14 protein-coding genes and 1 tRNA gene are annotated in these 15,644 nt (G+C 71.2%); 10 read left to right on the top strand and 5 right to left on the bottom strand.

Going from position 1 to position 15,644, the window contains the following annotated elements:
- Nucleotides 1-220 precede the first annotated feature (220 nt).
- A complete protein-coding gene (locus AB0L89_RS28585) occupies nucleotides 221-583 on the top strand; it encodes a hypothetical protein (RefSeq protein WP_365146806.1) in 363 nt (120 codons plus the stop codon).
- Nucleotides 584-777: 194 nt separating this feature from the next.
- A complete protein-coding gene (locus AB0L89_RS28590; RefSeq protein WP_365146809.1) occupies nucleotides 778-1,854 on the top strand; it encodes an alpha/beta hydrolase in 1,077 nt (358 codons plus the stop codon).
- Between the two features lie 7 nt (nucleotides 1,855-1,861).
- Here AB0L89_RS28590 and AB0L89_RS28595 read toward each other — a convergent pair whose 3' ends face one another.
- Nucleotides 1,862-2,314 carry a cupin domain-containing protein gene (locus AB0L89_RS28595; protein WP_365146812.1) on the bottom strand — a complete coding sequence of 151 codons (453 nt, stop codon included), beginning with the start codon at nucleotides 2,312-2,314 and terminating at the stop codon, nucleotides 1,862-1,864.
- Between the two features lie 612 nt (nucleotides 2,315-2,926).
- Between AB0L89_RS28595 and abc-f the strand changes: the two genes are divergently transcribed.
- The 4 genes from abc-f (at nucleotide 2,927) to AB0L89_RS28615 (ending at nucleotide 7,567) form a co-directional block, all read left to right on the top strand.
- Nucleotides 2,927-4,561, top strand: a complete 1,635-nt coding sequence (gene abc-f, locus AB0L89_RS28600) for a ribosomal protection-like ABC-F family protein (protein ID WP_365146815.1) — start codon at nucleotides 2,927-2,929, stop codon at nucleotides 4,559-4,561.
- Nucleotides 4,562-4,640: 79 nt separating this feature from the next.
- Nucleotides 4,641-6,266: an ATP-binding cassette domain-containing protein gene (locus tag AB0L89_RS28605; RefSeq protein WP_365146818.1), complete on the top strand. Its 1,626-nt coding sequence runs from the start codon at nucleotides 4,641-4,643 to the stop codon at nucleotides 6,264-6,266.
- Between the two features lie 78 nt (nucleotides 6,267-6,344).
- Complete coding sequence (locus AB0L89_RS28610) at nucleotides 6,345-6,905, top strand: CGNR zinc finger domain-containing protein (RefSeq protein WP_365146821.1); 561 nt, start codon at nucleotides 6,345-6,347, stop codon at nucleotides 6,903-6,905.
- A 152-nt stretch (nucleotides 6,906-7,057) separates the two neighbouring features.
- Nucleotides 7,058-7,567 carry a hypothetical protein gene (locus AB0L89_RS28615; protein WP_365146824.1) on the top strand — a complete coding sequence of 170 codons (510 nt, stop codon included), beginning with the start codon at nucleotides 7,058-7,060 and terminating at the stop codon, nucleotides 7,565-7,567.
- A 252-nt stretch (nucleotides 7,568-7,819) separates the two neighbouring features.
- Here AB0L89_RS28615 and AB0L89_RS28620 read toward each other — a convergent pair whose 3' ends face one another.
- On the bottom strand, nucleotides 7,820-9,688 hold the full coding sequence (locus tag AB0L89_RS28620; RefSeq protein ID WP_365146827.1) for a serine/threonine-protein kinase: 1,869 nt from the start codon (nucleotides 9,686-9,688) through the stop codon (nucleotides 7,820-7,822).
- Between the two features lie 237 nt (nucleotides 9,689-9,925).
- Here AB0L89_RS28620 and AB0L89_RS28625 point away from each other — a divergent pair.
- From AB0L89_RS28625 to AB0L89_RS28635, 3 genes are all read left to right on the top strand, one after another.
- Nucleotides 9,926-9,998, top strand: a tRNA-Gly gene (locus AB0L89_RS28625).
- A 166-nt stretch (nucleotides 9,999-10,164) separates the two neighbouring features.
- Entirely contained in the window at nucleotides 10,165-10,611 is a 447-nt protein-coding gene (locus AB0L89_RS28630) for a hypothetical protein (RefSeq protein ID WP_365146830.1), read from the top strand.
- 11 nt (nucleotides 10,612-10,622) lie between these two features.
- A complete protein-coding gene (locus AB0L89_RS28635) occupies nucleotides 10,623-13,394 on the top strand; it encodes a tetratricopeptide repeat protein (protein WP_365146832.1) in 2,772 nt (923 codons plus the stop codon).
- A gap of 25 nt (nucleotides 13,395-13,419) precedes the next feature.
- On the opposite strand, the gene AB0L89_RS28640 is transcribed toward AB0L89_RS28635, so the two are convergent.
- From AB0L89_RS28640 to AB0L89_RS28650, 3 genes are all read right to left on the bottom strand, one after another.
- Nucleotides 13,420-13,632 carry a DUF4287 domain-containing protein gene (locus tag AB0L89_RS28640; RefSeq protein WP_365146835.1) on the bottom strand — a complete coding sequence of 71 codons (213 nt, stop codon included), beginning with the start codon at nucleotides 13,630-13,632 and terminating at the stop codon, nucleotides 13,420-13,422.
- A gap of 114 nt (nucleotides 13,633-13,746) precedes the next feature.
- Nucleotides 13,747-14,571, bottom strand: a complete 825-nt coding sequence (locus tag AB0L89_RS28645; protein ID WP_365146838.1) for an alpha/beta hydrolase — start codon at nucleotides 14,569-14,571, stop codon at nucleotides 13,747-13,749.
- A 42-nt stretch (nucleotides 14,572-14,613) separates the two neighbouring features.
- Entirely contained in the window at nucleotides 14,614-15,159 is a 546-nt protein-coding gene (locus tag AB0L89_RS28650) for an ATP-binding protein (RefSeq protein ID WP_365146841.1), read from the bottom strand.
- Between the two features lie 195 nt (nucleotides 15,160-15,354).
- Here AB0L89_RS28650 and AB0L89_RS28655 point away from each other — a divergent pair, with 195 nt between their 5' ends.
- Nucleotides 15,355-15,591, top strand: a complete 237-nt coding sequence (locus AB0L89_RS28655) for a DUF397 domain-containing protein (RefSeq protein ID WP_365146844.1) — start codon at nucleotides 15,355-15,357, stop codon at nucleotides 15,589-15,591.
- Nucleotides 15,592-15,644: the final 53 nt, after the last annotated feature.

Here is a 15,644-nt window from a genome sequence, read left to right on the forward strand (position 1 = left end):
CACACCCTGCATGCGTCACCTGTCAAGATGGTGACGCGCCTGAGTCGCGGACATCCGGAGGGGGACATCAGGCCACACCCCTCACCCGCCCTCACATGTGACTGGATCCCCTCTCGTGAACACGTGATTGAACCTGCAAGAGTTCGCCTCCGGCCGCGCTCGCCCGAACGCGTCGCGCCGACATGTCGAGTGTTCTCCTCGCACGCGAAAGGAAGTCCGCATGTTCACCCCCAGAGCAAAGCTCGGCGCCTCCACCGCCGCCGCCGCAACGATGGCCCTCGCCCTGATGGGCCTCGGGGCAGGAACCGCGAACGCCACCGGCTGGCCTCCGTTGCAGGAAGGGGCGTATCTCTACTCCGGCACCCAGGGCACGGGGACGGCGACGACGGTCGACCTCGGCGACTTCGGCACGTGCCACACATTGCCGACGCCGGCCCGTTCCCTCCAGATCGCCAACGGCTCCGCGTCCGTGGTGGTGTACCCCGGAGCGGGCTGCACCGGCGCCTCCCCGTGGGCGAGCGGATCACTCACCCAGTCCAACCTGCCGTACGCGGCCCTGAGCTACCGCGTGGTCCCGGCGTAGCGGCAACGCCCGCGCGAAACACCCCGGCCGAGTGACCGAGAACCGCCCGCACCACAAGCCGTCACCCGTTTGACGGGTGACGGCCCGTGTGCCAAAGTCGCTGCGCCGACGCCGCCTCGCCCACGCACAGCCGACGCGAGCGGCTGCTTCCCGGCACGGCCGGATGACCGGACACGTTCGACGGAGGGTTTCCCATGATCGACAGGCGTACGTTCAGCAAGGCCGCGAGCCTCGGCACCGGCGCGGCGGCCATCTCACTCTCCGGCCCGCACGGCCGGGCATCCGCCGCGACGGCCTCGTCCCGACCGGGCGGCGCCTCCGGCGGCACCGCCCGGACCGTGCCGGTCGTCGCCCCCGGCACCCACACCGCGTTCCGCGACCTGAAGCGAGTCAAGGCCGGTTCCCTCAGCGTCAGTTACGCCGAGCTCGGACCCGCCCACGGCCCCGTCGTCCTGTGCCTGCACGGCTGGCCGTACGACATCCACAGCTTCGTCGACGTCGCCCCGCTCCTCGCCGACCTCGGCTACCGCGTGATCGTCCCCTACCTGCGCGGGCACGGCGGCACCCGGTTCCTTTCCGGTCGCACCCCGCGCAGCGCCGAGCAGTCCGCCGTCGCCCTCGACATCATCGCCCTGATGGACGCACTCAAGATCGACAAGGCGGTGCTCGCCGGTTTCGACTGGGGGTCGCGCACCGCCGACATCATCGCCGCCCTGTGGCCCGAGCGCGTCAAGGCCCTTGTCTCCGCAAGCGGTTACCTCATCACCGATCTCAAGGCACAGTTGGAGCCGGCCGCCCCTGCCGTGGAACACAACTGGTGGTACCAGTGGTACTTCGCCACCGAGCGCGGCAAGAAGACCATGGAGAACGTGGACGACCGCATCGCCCTGTGCCGCTATGTGTGGACCCTCGTCTCGCCCGACTGGGATTTCGACGACGCCACGTTCGAGCGCACAGCCCAGGCCTTCCGCAATCCGGACTACGCGGCCATCGTGCTGTTCAACTACCGCTGGCGCATCGGCCTCGTCGAGGGCGAGCCCCGCTACGACCGGTACGAGAAGCGGCTCGCCGCGCAGCCCTCCATCCACGTCCCCACCGTCACCATCGACGCGGCGCTCGACCCCTTCACACCCCCCGGCGACGGCTCGGCCTACCGCCATCACTTCACCGGGCGCTACGACCACCGCACCATCGCCGACGTCGGCCACAACCTCCCGCAGGAAGCGCCCACAGCTTTCGCACAGGCGGTCGTCGACGCCGACCACCTCTGATCGCCGCCTAGTAGGTGGTCACCAGCGGTTTCGTCTCGTCGACGACATACGTGGAGAGCATCATCGTCGTCACCTTGCCGACATTGACGGCGTTGTGGACGACGCCTTCCGGGATGAAGAACGGGTCGCCCGTGCGCAGCCGCAGGGGCGGCCTGTCGTCGAACCGCATCAGGACGTCGCCCTCGATGATGTAGCCGACCTCGACGCCGGGATGGCTGTGCCGTCCCGACTCCTTGTGCCGCGGGATCCGCACGAGTGTCTGTACGGCTTCCCATCCCTCGGCGGGCGAGGGGTGCTCCTGGAGGAGCGTGCGCGTGACGCCGTCGGTCGGGCCGGGGGCGCCCGCGGGCGGCACGACAGGCTGCGCGGCCTCTGCGCTGGTGGACAGCGCGGCCGCGCCGAGCGCACCGGCCGCCGCGGCGCCGCTCGTACGCAGGAGAAGACGTCGGTTGATCATCATGAACCTCGATTCGGCGAACATTCGGAAAGCCCGGTCAGGGCCAGGGCAGGGAGGTGTCACGGAACGCGGCACGAGCGCACGCGTCGGAGCCGAGGAGTGATCCCGACAGCGACACCGGTTCAACAGGTGACGATGCTGGCACGGGTCGATTCGGATCGTCAACGGGCATCAGGTATGAGTGGGGCCGGTTTCGGTCAAAGCTCGGTGCATGACAGGCAGCAGGCAGTAGGTGGCAGGTGGCAGGTCACATGTCGATGCACACATATGTGGGAAGCGCTGCGCACGGGAGGCGCCAGGCGCGGGGAACTCTCGGCACGGGGAACTCTCGGCACGGGAGGCACCCGGCACGGGAGGCGCTCGGCGCGGGAAATACTTCGGCGCCGCGACCGGCGGCTGCTACGCTGCGAATGACCTTGACCGCTTGACCGCCTGATCGAGGAGTCGCAGACGTGGTGGGTGAAGACGACATCTCCGGATGAGATCCGGATGTGACCGGCCGTCGGACGGCGCTGCACGAGCGCCGCTGCCGTGGCCCCTTTGTCGTACCCCTTTTCCCACGCTGCCCAGGGCAGAGCTCTGTCATCTGCCCTCACATCCCGCGAGGTCACTTCCATGTCCGACGCCGCCGTCGTCTGCTCGAACCTCTCCTTCGCCTGGCCCGACGACGCCCCGGTCTTCCACGACCTGTCCTTCACCGTGACCACCGGCCGTACCGGCCTGGTCGCCCCCAACGGCTCCGGCAAGAGCACCCTGCTCAAGCTGATCGTCGGTGAACTCAAGCCCGCCACCGGTTCGTTGACGGTCAACGGCACGCTCGGCCACCTCCCGCAGAGCCTCCCCCTGACCGGTGACCTCACGGTCGCCGAGGTGCTCGGCGTCGCCGCGGTGATCCGCGCGCTGGACGCCGTCGAGTCCGGTGACGTGGGCGAGGAGCACTTCGCCGTCATCGGCGACGACTGGGACATCGAGGAGCGCACCCGCGCCCAGCTCGACCGCCTCGGCCTGGCCGATCTGGCGCTGGACCGCCGCCTGAGCACGCTCAGCGGCGGCCAGGTCGTCTCCCTCGGGCTCGCCGCCCAACTGCTCAGGCGACCCGACGTCCTGCTCCTCGACGAGCCGACCAACAACCTCGATCTGGCGGCCCGGCACAAGCTCTACGACGTACTGACGGACTTCACCGGCTGCCTGCTGCTGGTCAGCCACGACCGCGCGCTGCTCGACCGCATGGACCGCATCGCCGAGCTCGGCAGCGAAGAACTGCGGCTCTACGGAGGGAACTTCACCGAGTACGAAGAGGCGGTGCGCGCCGAGCAGGAGGTCGCCGAGAAGAACGTCCGCAACGCCGAGCAGGAGCTGAAGCGCGAGAAGCGGGAGATGCAGCAGGCCCGTGAACGCGCCGAGCGCCGGCAGAGCAACGCCGCCCGCAACCTCAAGAGCGCCGGTCTGCCCCGCATCTTCGCCGGAAACATGAAGCGCGGCGCCCAGGAGTCCGCGGGCCGGGCCGGACAGATGCACGCGGCCCGGGTCAGCGAGGCCAAGGCCCGCCTCAGCGAGGCCGGGCGCGCCCTGCGCGAGGAACAGCGCATCACCCTGGAACTGCCCGACACGCAGGTGCCCGCCGGGCGCAACCTCTTCCTCGGCAAGGGGATGCAGGTCCACCACGGCGACCGGGCCGTCTTCGCCGACGGCGGCGTCGAGTTGACCGTCCGCGGCCCCGAGCGCATCGCGCTGACCGGGCCCAACGGAGCCGGAAAGACCACTCTGTTGCGGCTGATCACCGGCGAACTCACCCCTGACGACGCGGAGATCAGGCGCAGCGACGGCCGGATCGCGTATCTCTCGCAGCGTCTCGACCTGCTGGACCTGGAGCGCACCGTGGCGGAGAACTTCGCCGCGTTCGCTCCCGAGCGGCCGGAGGCGGAGCGCATGAACCTGCTCGCCCGCTTCCTCTTCCGGGGCGCGCGGGCACACCTTCCCGTCGGGGTGCTTTCCGGCGGCGAGCGGTTGCGCGCCACCCTGGCCTGCGTCCTGTGCGCCGAACCGGCCCCGCAACTGCTGCTGCTCGACGAGCCGACCAACAACCTCGACCTGGTCAGCGCGGGTCAGCTGGAGAGCGCCCTCGACTCCTACCGGGGTGCCTTCGTGGTGATCAGCCACGACGAGCGGTTCCTCGCCGAGATCGGGGTGAACCGCTGGCTGCGCCTGGCCGACGGAGCGCTCCAGGAGACCGGAGCCCCCGAGGTGTGAGCCGAGGACGTGTGAACTGGCCCGCGCCGAGGCCCTGTGCCCAGCGGGCCGACACTCCCCCACGTCGGATGGATCACCTGTGCCCCAGCCCGCTCTGCTCGCCCATGACGTCGTCCGCACCTTCGGCGGCCGACGTGTCCTCGACGGCGTCTCCCTGACCGCGTCCCCCGGCCACCGCATCGGGCTGATCGGGGAGAACGGCGTCGGCAAGTCCACCCTGCTGCGCGTCCTCGCCGGCGTCGACGAACCCGACGCGGGAAGCGTCTCGCGCCCCGCCGACCTCGGTTTCCTGCACCAGGAGATGCCCTTCGACACGGCCTCGACCATCGCCGCGGTGCTGGACGAGGCCCTGCGCGAGGCCCGCGAGGACCTCGCGGAGCTCGAACGGCTCGGCGAGGAGCTCGCCCACTTCCCCGAGGACGCCCCCGGCCATCAGGAACTCCTCGACACCTACGGCAAGCGCCTCGAACAGGCCCAGGACCGCGAATCCTGGGACGCCGACCGCCGTGCGGCCCTGGTCCTCGACGGCCTCGGCCTCGGCGCGCTCGGGCACGACCGCACACTCGGCTCGCTCTCCGGCGGGCAGCGCGGGCGGCTCGCCCTGGCCGCGCTGCTCGTCCGCAGGCCGTCGGCCCTGCTGCTCGACGAGCCGACCAACCACCTCGACGACGGCGCCGCCGCCTTCCTGGAACAGCAGCTCCGGGACCTGCCCGGAGCCGTCGTGGCCGCCAGCCACGACCGGGCGTTCCTCGACGCCGTCTGCACCGACATGATCGACCTCGACCCGGCGGTGGAAGGCCCGGTCCGCTACGGCGGCAACTACAGCGCGTACGTGACCGAGAAGCGCGCCGAGCGAGAGCGCTGGGAACGGCGGTACGCCGAGGAGCAGGAGGAACTGGAGGCTCTGCGCCACTCCGCGGGCGTGACCGCGCGCCGCGTCGCGCCCGACCGGGGTCCCCGCGACAACGAGAAGATGGGCTACGGCCACCGGGCGGGGCGGGTGCAGAGCCAGATCTCCCGCCGGGTGCGCAATGCCGCGCGACGCCTGGAGGACTTGGAGCGCGCCCAGGTCGGCGAGCCACCGCGGCCGCTGCGGTTCGCGGCGGGGGCGCCGGCCGCGCAGGCCGAGGACGGGGCGGAGAACCCCGTGCCCCTGATCGCGCTGCGGGACGTCCGGGTGCCGGGCCGGCTCGCGCTGGACGCGCTGGAGGTGTCGGCGACCGAACGCCTCCTGATCACTGGCGGCAACGGCGCGGGCAAGTCGACGCTCCTCGCCGTACTCGCCGGACATCTGGACGCCGAGGGTGTGGTGCGCCGAAGGCGACGTCTGACGGTGGGGCTGCTCGCCCAGGACACCGTGTTCGAACGGCCCGACCGCACGGTCCGGGACACCTACGAGCAGTCGCTGGGCCCGGAGCGCGCCGAGGCGACGCCGCTTCGCTCACTCGGTCTGCTGTACGCGGGTGACCTGGACAAACCCGTCGAGTGGCTGTCCGTCGGGCAGCGCCGACGCCTCGCGCTCGCCCTCCTGGTGGCGCGCCCGCCCCACATGCTGCTGCTCGACGAGCCCACCAACCACCTCTCCCCCCGCCTGTGCGACGAACTGGAGGACGCCCTGGGCGGCGGTCCGGGCGCGATCGTCCTCGCGAGCCACGACCGGTGGCTGCGCGGGCGATGGCAGGGGCGCGAGATCAGGCTGGAGTAACCGCACCGCTCCGGGCGACACCGCTCGGAGCGGTGACGATTCTTGCGCTCGCCGACCTTCACTTGTCACGATGGCGCGGTGAATCTCGACCATGTTTTCGTATGCGGACATCCGGCCCTCGACTTCGCGGCCACGCTCCGTGCCCGGCGCTCCGCCCGGTTCGAGATGTTCGTGACCCCGGAGCGGCTCAACGCCTGGTACCTGGAGTCCGGACTCGTGGACACGATCACGCCCGGCGGCGAGGCGGACGTCCTGGCGGCGACGACCGTGCGCGAGGCCCTCTACCGGCTCCTGACCAATCGCCGCCTCGGCGAGGAGTTCGACCGCGAGGCGCTGGCCGTGCTCAACGCGGCCGCGCGCGAGATTCCTGTGACGCCGCAGCTCTCCGTCAGCGGGCGGCACAACGAGGCGACCCCCGGGCAGGCCCTGGCCACCGTCGCCCGCCAGGCCGTCGAACTGCTCAGCGGCCCGGACGTCCCGCTCCTGAAGGAGTGCGGCAACCCGGAGTGCACGCGCGTCTACATCGACCGGTCCCGGGGCATGCGTCGCCAGTGGTGCGGCATGGAGTCGTGCGGCAACAAGATCAAGGCGGCGGCGTACCGCGCGCGGAAGAAGACCTCGCCCGCCGTGACCGCCTGAGGCGAGAGCGGGCCTCACGAGCGGCGACATGTGTGCCTCCAGAGGATCGGGGGCACATGTTCGACGCATACTCCGTTGTTGACATACGTCTGTCCCTGTCCCTCGGCGTGGGTACCATGCGCTGCATCATTCAATCGAGGGAGTGAACGGTTGTGAGCAGCCAGTCAGCCGCCGAGCTCCGGTCGCGGTACGTGGAACAGGTCGCGTCGGAACTGGAGGAGAACCGCAGGCGCCAGGAGGAGTTGGCGAAGAGCATCGAGGTGCTGAAGCAGGAGGAGACCCTGCTGACGGACATCCTCGGCCTCGCCGAGCGGTACGAAGATCTCGCGATCGCACAGCGTCTGCCGGAGCAGAAGCAGGACGAGCCAGTGGTCGCGAAAGCGAAGAATGGCGCAAAGGGGAAACCGAAGAGCGACGGGAAGGGAGATCCGCGCCGGCCACTGCTCGGAGATCTGCTGATGACGCTGCTCGACGGCCATGACGAACCCCGCTCGGCGAAGGAACTACGGGAAGAACTGCTGAAGAAGCATCCGCACCGCGAGCCGACACCGCAGGTGGTCCGGAACACGCTCGAATCCCTGGTCGCCAAGGCCCGCATCGAGCGCCACAAGCAGCAGCGGTCGGTCATGTACACCGTCGTGGGGTCGGCTGACGCGGGCTGACGCCCACCGGTCCGCCGGGCCGCCGGTCCGCCGGTCGGGCTTTCCGGCTTTCTGGCTCTCCGGCATCGAGCCCTGGGCCTCGCACCTCCTACCACGCATCGGCCGCACGGTGGCACAAGCAAATCCTCCCGCGCCCCGCACGCCGTATCCCGCACCCCTATCCCGCACACCCGCCCGCACGGCGAACCCGTACCCCTCAAACGTGTGTGCCCGTCGGTCGGGTCTTCGTGAGGACGGCGCCTCCACGGTCGGTCAGGCGCTGACGCGCCACAGCCGGATCATCCCGTCGTCACCGGCGCCCGCCAATGTGGTGCCGTCCGGACTGAACGCCACCGTGTTCACCGCCGTAGTGGGCTCGGTCAGGACGCACAGCAACGCTCCGGTGCCGACATCCCACAGACGGACAGCCTTGTCCTCGGCCCCGGCCGCGAGGAGTCGGCCGTCCGGACTGAACGCCACCGCGCCCACGTACTTGGCACCGAACCCTTCCAGAGCACGGCGCGGTTGGCCCGTGCCCATGTCCCAGAGACGGACCATCTCCTTCTCACCACGCCCGAACCGGGACCTCGCATAGCCGGTGGCGAGCGTCCTGCCGTCCGGGCTGAACGCCACCGCCATGGCGATGGCATCCCGTTCCATGGCCGGGAACTCGGTGCGCTGGACTCCGGTGTCGGCATCCCAGACACGGAGCAACCTGCCACGCGCCACGGCGAGCGCGCGGCCGTCCGGGCTGAACGCCAGGTGCGTCCTCTGGGCTCCGGAACCGGTCCACCGCAGGAGGAGACGCTGCTCACCTGAACGCACGTCCCAAAGGACGGCACCCGTCCAGGACTCCGAGCAGGCGCTGGCCACGGTGCTCCCGTCGGGGCTGAAAGCGAGAGCGGTCAGCACCGGCATGAGGCCGGGATGCCGCAGCACGTGCCGGGGTGCGCCGGGCTTCATCCCCCAGAGGCAGAACTTCGCCGAAGGCCCGGCCGTGGCCACTCTGCGCCCGTCCGCACTCACGGCAAAGTGGTCCACCCGCCTAGGCATTGAGGGCGGAGGCTCCACGGTGCGAGTCGTCGCGCCGGTCTGCGCGTCTCTGATCTGGATCTTCACAGCGGCGGCGACGAGCAAGGAGCCCCCGTCCGGCGTGAACACCAACGACGTCGGCCTCGTGTGCGCGGAGAAGGCGCGGACCAGCTCGCCGGATGGCCTCGACGCGGGGGTGTGGGACGTATAGGGCCGGGTGGGCGGCACGGTGGATCCGGACGCGCCCGCGTACACCCTTTCCGGGGGCAACCCGGCGACTGAGCCCTGGCCGGTGATCTGCGCGAGTTCCGCGGCCACGGTGCGGCTGGAAGGGCGCGCGTGGGGGTCCTTGGCCAGCAGTGCCGACACCAGATCCGCCAGGCGGTCCGGGACGTCGGCGCGTACGTCGCGCAGCAGCGGCGGTGTCTGCTCCACATGCCATCGCATCAAGTCGTAGACGGACGCGTCGGCGGCGAACGGCGGTCGCCCGGTGAGGAGTTCGAAGAGAACGCAGCCGAGGGCGTAGAGGTCGGTACGGGTATCGAGCGTCTGCGCACGGCACTGCTCGGGTGCCATGTAGGCCGGTGTACCGACGACATGGCCGGTCGTCGTCAGCGACGAGCCGGTGTCCGCGGTGCGGGCGATGCCGAAGTCGCAGATCTTGACGCGGTCGCCGGTCTGCACGAAGAGGTTCGCCGGCTTCAAGTCGCGGTGGATCACGCCGCGTTCATGGGCGGCGGTCAGTGCGGCGACCGTCTGCCCGGACAGCTTCAGCACCCGTTCCAAGGGCAGGCCGTTCTTGTGCCCCGCCATCAGACGCGCCGCGTCCTGCCCCTGGAGGAGTTCCATGACGATGAACAGGTAGCCGTCGTGCCGGCCCGCGTCGTGCACGACCGTGATGCCGGGATGCTGGAGGCTCCCGAGCGTGGCGGCCTCCTGCTGGAAGCGCCGTACCGAATCCGCGCCCGCCAGGGCGGGCAGCACCTTCACCGCGACCTCGCGCCGCAGCATCGAGGAGTCGCGGCCCAGCCACACCTCGCCCATGCCGCCGCGGCCGATCATCCGCTCCAACTGGTAGCGGCCCGCCAGCACCACTCCCGACAGCTCCATACCCGAGCGCACCGACGTCCCCGTTCCCGGACGCGTGAGAGCGTCCGTCTCACGACGGCCGCCTCCGCGGCGGATTCCGTCCCGCCCCCGCAGCCTCGGCCGTCACCTCAAGCACACATCGCAAGAGGCCATGGCACCGGATCACCACCGGGCAGCGCAAGACAGCGAAGCGTTCAGGGCGCACGGCATGCTATGTTTGATCTTGAGTTCGCCGCCGGAATCCCGGTCGCCGCTCATGCGTTGGTGGTCCAAGGAAAGACGCCCCGCTTCCTGCGGGGAAATGCAGGTGCAAGGCCTGCCCGGCGCTCCAGGACGAGGCCCATCCCGTACAGACGGGATGGGCCTCGTGCGTTGTGCGGGCCGTGGGCTCGGACAGGGTCTCTCCCAACGCGTCCGTCCGACTTCTCCGGTGTCCTCCCTCCCTCTCCCCGGGCCTTCTACAGTGGAAGCGGAGCTGCTCCACTGGGGGGTGCGAGATGGATCCGGTGACGGTGGCGGCGGGTACCGCTCTGGTGGGAGCGATGGCCACGGATGCCTGGGCACACCTGCGCGACGCGATGGTCGCGCTGTGGCGTCGGCCCCATCCCGAGCAGGCCGATTCCATCGCGCTGCGGCTCGACGAGCTCAGAGGTCAGGTGGTGGACGCCCGCGGTCGCGGCGACGCCGACATCGAGACCGCGCTCGTCGCGATCTGGCGCATGCGGCTGCACGAACTGGTCGGCGAGGACCCGGCGTTGGCCGCCGAGCTCCGGTATCTGCTGGACCATCAGCTCCTCCCCGCGTCGCGCGCGGCCGAGGCGGGCCGAGCGGCATCCGTGGAGCAGAGGGCGAGGGTGTCCGGCGGCGTCAGCATCCAGGCCGGTCGGGACGTGCACTACCACCCTCCCGGTGAGCCACCGGTACCGACGGCGGACGGCCCATGAGCAGTGCCCCCATGAGCAGTGCCGGGGACCAGCCGCCCGCGTCCGGTGCCGACGGCCCGGGAGCCATGAGCCCGGCAGGGAACCCCCTGGCGCCCGGAGTCAGGCAGCAGGCCGCCGCCGCGGGCGCGGGTGAGGCCAACCAGGCGGGGCGCGACGTCCACAGGACCACCCACGTGCACGAGGCGGCGGCCCCGGTGCGGCCCTCCGTCATCCACGGACTGCGCAGGGACGCCCTCTACTTCACGGGGCGCGACGAGGAGTTGGGGCAACTGCTGGGCGCGACGGCGCCGGGCGGGGCGCGGATCCACACCGTCGACGGCATGGCGGGCGTCGGCAAGACCGCCCTCGTGACCCGCGCGGCCCATCTCCTCGCCGACCAGTTCCCCGACGGACAGTTCTTCGTCGACCTGCGCGCTCACGCGCCGGAGCAGGCCGCCGCCGATCCGGTGGACGTCCTCGCCACCCTGCTGGCGGGCCTCGGCATAGACCCGCGTGGCCTGCCCACGTCCCTCGACGGGCGCAGCGGTCTGTGGCGCGACCGACTGGCCGGTCGGCGCGTGCTGCTCGTCCTGGACGACGCGGCCGACAGCGACCAGATCGAACCGCTGCTGCCCGGCGGATCGGGCTGCCTCACCCTGGTGACGAGCCGCAGCCGGCTGGTCTCCCTCGACGGCGGCAAGCCGTGGTCCCTGCACACCCTCACCCGCGACGAGGCACGGACGCTGTTCATGCGCCTCGCGCACCGCACCACCACCGCCCACGGCGCCGCGCACCCCACGGCCCACGCCACCGACGACGCGGCCGAGACTGAAGTCGTCGACACCATCGTGGAGCTCTGCGGCTGTCTGCCCCTGGCGATCGTGCTGCTCGCCGGGCGCCTCTCCCACCGCCCCACCTGGACCTTGGCCGATCTCGCCGCCGAGTTCACGGCCACGGCGGACCGGCTCGCCCACCTGGTCGCGGGCAAACGCGCCGTCGACGCGGCCTTCACTCTCTCCTACCGCGACCTGCCCCCGGCCAGGCGGCGGCTGTTCCGGCGGCTCGGCCTGCATCCCGGCCCGGACATCGACGCGCGCGCCGCGGCCGCCCTCGACGGCAGTTCCGACGCCCAGGCGCGCGACGGTCTCGAAGCCCTCTACACGGACCATCTGCTGGAGGAGATAGCGCCCCGCCGGTACGGTCTGCACGGGCTCCTGCGCGAGTTCGCCGCCCGCCGCTGCGCCGAGGAGGACCCCGACGACGACCGGGATCGCGCCGTCGCGCGCCTCGTCGCGTACTACCGGCGCACCGTCGAGTCGGCCGAGGAGATCATCTCGGCCCGCGTCCCGGGCACGCCCGATCTGCCGAGCGCGGGCAAGGCACTGACCTGGCTGCGTACCGAGCGGGCCAATGTGCTGGCCTGCCTCGATCACGCGGCGGACCACGGCCGGGCCGAGGAGGTCGTCGGGCTCACGGCGGCCATGGCCCCGCTCATGCTGCGCGAAGGGCCCTGGCCGCAGGCCGTGGCCCTGCACGAGCGGGCCGTCGGGGCGGCGCGCTCGTGCGGCGACCTGTCCGGTGAGGCGCACGCCTTCGACGAGCTGGGCTTCATCCGGTGTGTGACGGGCGACTTCGCCGTCGCGACCGGCTTCCACGAGCGGGCGCTGGCACTGTTCGAGGAGATCGGCGACCGGCACGGGCAGGCCACTGCTCTGCACGGCCTGGGCCGCGTGCGCGCCATCGCGGACGACTACGTGACGGCAACGGGCTTCCACGAAAGAGCACTTGAGCTGTACGAGGAGCTCGACGACCGGCACGGCCAGGCCAACGCCCTGCACGGCCTGGGGCATGTGCGGTACATGAGGGCGGACTACGCGGCCTCGACCGACTTCAGCGAGCGCGCGCTCGCCCTCTTCGACGCCTTGGGCGACCGCCGGGGGCAGAGCAACACCTATCTGAGCCTGGGGTTCGTCCGTTACATGACGGGCGACTACGCGGCGGCGACCGCCCTCCACGAGCAGGCGCTCGCACGCTTCGAGGAGATCGGCGACCGCCACGGCCAGGCCAATGCCCTGCAGGGCCTCGGCCGCGTCCGCTTCGTGACCGGCGACTATCCGACGGCCAAGTCGCTGCACGAGCGGGGGCTCGCGCTGTTCGAGGAGCTGGGCGACCGCCACGGCCAGTCGAACGGCTTGAACAACCTCGGACGGGTGCACTTCGTCCTGGGCGACTACGCGGAGGCGGCGGCGCTCCACGAGCGCGCCCTGGAGCTGTTCGAGGCGCTGCGGGACCGCCACGGCGAGGCCAACGGACTCAACAACCTGGGACGCGTCCGCTTCGCGACCGGCGACCACGTGACGGCCGCAGGACTGCACCGTCGCGCCCTGGCGCTGTTCGAGGAGATCGGCTACCCGCACGGCCGCTGCAACGCCCTCCATGACCTGGGACGGACCCACTGGGCGGCCGGTGAGTACGACATCGCGGCCGACCTCTACGCCCAGGCCCTCGACGTCTTCCGGGCCGTCGGCGACCCCCAGGGCGAGGCCGAGGTCTGGAACAGCCTGGGGACCTTGCGCACCACTGCGGTGGGCGCCGGGGAAGGGCTCGCCGCGCATCGCACGGCGCTCGAACTCGCGCGCAGGGCGGGCAGCCCGCTCGACGAGGCCACCGCATTGGAAGGCGCGGCGCGCAGTCAGGTCCTCATGGGGGAACTGGAGGCCGCGATGGCCGACCTGCGAAGGGCCGCCCGCATCTACAACCGCATCGGAGCCGCGACGGCGGAGTCCGCGGAGAAGCCGGACTGAGCCCGCCGCTCGGTGCGGCGGCGGTTCACTTGCCGGCGTCCTCCGCCAGGGTGTGGGCCACCAGCGCGTTGGCGTGGCCGTGACCGAGGCCGTGCTCCGTCTTCAGCCAGGAGACGAGTTCCATGTGCTTGGTCAGGGGCGAGGAGCGGATCATCTCCTTCCACTCCGCGATCGGGCGGCCGTACTTCTTCTCGATCGAGGGGAAATAGCTGGCGGGGCCCTTGACCGGCTCAGTCATGTCTCGGTGTCCTGTCCGTCCGTACGTGATGATCTTGGATTATTGATCCGCCGTGCCCGATCGGCAAGGTCTGTGACGGTGTCGCCGCTCCGCCGGGAGCATCCGCGGACAGGCTCACGGGCAGGCATCGAGGAACCGGCGGACCGCGTCCGCCGTCTCCTCGGGGCGCCGCAGGTGGACCCAGTGGTCGGCGTCCAGTTCCACCAGGGTGGTGCCGGGGCGGCAGGCAGCCATCTCGCGCGCCTGCGCGGTGGGCAGCACCGTGCTCGCGGTGCCGTGCACGAGCAGCGCGGGGCAGTCCGTGCCCAGCCACCAGGGCCAGTGGTCGCCGAGCACCCTCGTGTCCGAGTCGACCATGTCCTCGGGATGACAGCCGAGCCGCCAGCCGTCGCGGTGCGGCCGCATGCCGCCCGCCAGCAGAGGCGCCAACGGGCCGCAGGCGGCGTGCAGTTCGTCGCGCGTGGGGGCGGTGTACGGCAGGTCGAGGAGGAAGGCGAGCGGGGCGGGGTCGACGACCGGCAGATGCGCGGGCCCGTCGATGTTCACCAGGGCTCCGACGGCGCCGGGATGGTCGGCGGCCAGGTGGTAGGCGTTGACGGCCCCCAGGGAGTGCCCGATGACGGTGACGGCGCGCTGGTCGAGGCCGACGTGAGACAGCAGGAGGCGCAGGTCGTCGACGTACCCGTCCCGGTCGTACCGTCGCGCCCGGTCGGAGTCCCCGTGCCCGCGCTGATCGGGGGCGAGGACCCGCCACCCGTGCGGCCCAAGGGCCCCGGCGAGGCCCGCGAAGTCGGCTCCCTCGCCCAGGTGCCCGTGCAGCGCGAGCAGCGGTCGCCCCGCCACGGGGCCGAAGTCGAGGTAGGAGAGCCGTCGGCCGTCGGGGGTGGTGAGGTGGGCGCGTACGGGGCGGGCGGGGGCAGGGACGGGTCCGGTCGGCATGGCTTCACCGTACAAACCGCCCCGCCTGATGGAGACCTGGCCCTACGCGTCCGAAAGCGCCACCCGTGCCCACACGGTCTTCCCCTGCGCGTCCGCGTCGGTGGTCCAGCCCCAACTGGCCGCGAGCGCCTCGACGATGGGGAGTCCACGGTTGCGTTCGGACAAGGGGGGCGGCGGCGCGTACTGGGGGCGGCGGCGGCTGGAGTCGCGGACGACGCACAGGAGCGTGTGGGGACGGGGGGCGAGGGCGAGCCACACACCGGTCCGCCCGGCCTCCGCGGCGGTGCGGCGCCGGCCGTGGCGCACGGCGTTGGCGACGAGTTCCGAGGCGATCTGGACGGTGTCGTCACAGACCTCCTGGAGGTTCCACCGCCGCAGCACGCCGCGCGTGAACTGCCGTGCGATGTAGCAGCAGTCGGTGGTGGCGGGAATGCTCCGGGCAGCGAAGGGGGTGCTGCCGAAGCCGGTGCCGACGGCGAGGTTCTTCGTCGTGGCCAGCGGCTCACCGAGGAACAGCGACGTCCCTCCGTCCGCGGGCGGGTCGAGCCGCTGTCGCGGCCTGAGGGTGTCGTTGTGCTGCGGCGTCATCGTCCGTCCCCCGAGAGCGTTGCCGTGCGTGGCGCACGACGTGCTGTCACTGCCGTCACTATTCCGGTCGAACGCTCGTTACGGCAAGCAGGTCCCTGCAATTGCAGAGACCTGGAATTCGCACAGAAGGTCGACTCGGCTCCGTCGGCGGGAGACCGACGGGCCGGTGAGCCGCGAAGGAAAAGGGGTAGACCGATGCAGCAGGTGCACAACGGCATGGTCGCGAGCACGATCGAAGGCGCCGCCTGGCGCAAGTCCGTACGCAGCGGAGGGAACGGAAACTGCGTGGAGGTCACCAAGCTGGACGGCGGGGAGGTCGCGTTCCGCAATTCACGCTTCCCCGACGGCCCTGCCCTGATCTTCACGCCGAGTGAGATCTCGGCGTTCCTCGGCGGGGTGAAAGACGGCGAATTCGATTTCACGCTCCCGTAACTCAGTGCCAGGCCATGGGTAGTTCCTGACATGACCGACTCGCGCTGCCATAC

Origin of the sequence: Streptomyces sp. NPDC052114 (assembly GCF_040680155.1) — a bacterium.
Taxonomy (GTDB): Bacteria; Actinomycetota; Actinomycetes; order Streptomycetales; family Streptomycetaceae; genus Streptomyces.

Excerpts from the sequence above, each read along its gene's own strand:
- AB0L89_RS28585 (WP_365146806.1), top strand. The coding sequence starts at position 221 with ATGTTCACCCCCAGAGCAAAGCTCGGCGCCTCCACCGCCGCCGCCGCA.
- AB0L89_RS28590 (WP_365146809.1), top strand. The coding sequence starts at position 778 with ATGATCGACAGGCGTACGTTCAGCAAGGCCGCGAGCCTCGGCACCGGC.
- AB0L89_RS28595 (WP_365146812.1), bottom strand. The coding sequence starts at position 2,314 with ATGATGATCAACCGACGTCTTCTCCTGCGTACGAGCGGCGCCGCGGCG.
- abc-f (WP_365146815.1), top strand. The coding sequence starts at position 2,927 with ATGTCCGACGCCGCCGTCGTCTGCTCGAACCTCTCCTTCGCCTGGCCC.
- AB0L89_RS28620 (WP_365146827.1), bottom strand. The coding sequence starts at position 9,688 with ATGGAGCTGTCGGGAGTGGTGCTGGCGGGCCGCTACCAGTTGGAGCGG.
- AB0L89_RS28630 (WP_365146830.1), top strand. The coding sequence starts at position 10,165 with ATGGATCCGGTGACGGTGGCGGCGGGTACCGCTCTGGTGGGAGCGATG.
- AB0L89_RS28635 (WP_365146832.1), top strand. The coding sequence starts at position 10,623 with ATGAGCAGTGCCGGGGACCAGCCGCCCGCGTCCGGTGCCGACGGCCCG.
- AB0L89_RS28640 (WP_365146835.1), bottom strand. The coding sequence starts at position 13,632 with ATGACTGAGCCGGTCAAGGGCCCCGCCAGCTATTTCCCCTCGATCGAG.
- AB0L89_RS28645 (WP_365146838.1), bottom strand. The coding sequence starts at position 14,571 with ATGCCGACCGGACCCGTCCCTGCCCCCGCCCGCCCCGTACGCGCCCAC.
- AB0L89_RS28650 (WP_365146841.1), bottom strand. The coding sequence starts at position 15,159 with ATGACGCCGCAGCACAACGACACCCTCAGGCCGCGACAGCGGCTCGAC.
- AB0L89_RS28655 (WP_365146844.1), top strand. The coding sequence starts at position 15,355 with ATGCAGCAGGTGCACAACGGCATGGTCGCGAGCACGATCGAAGGCGCC.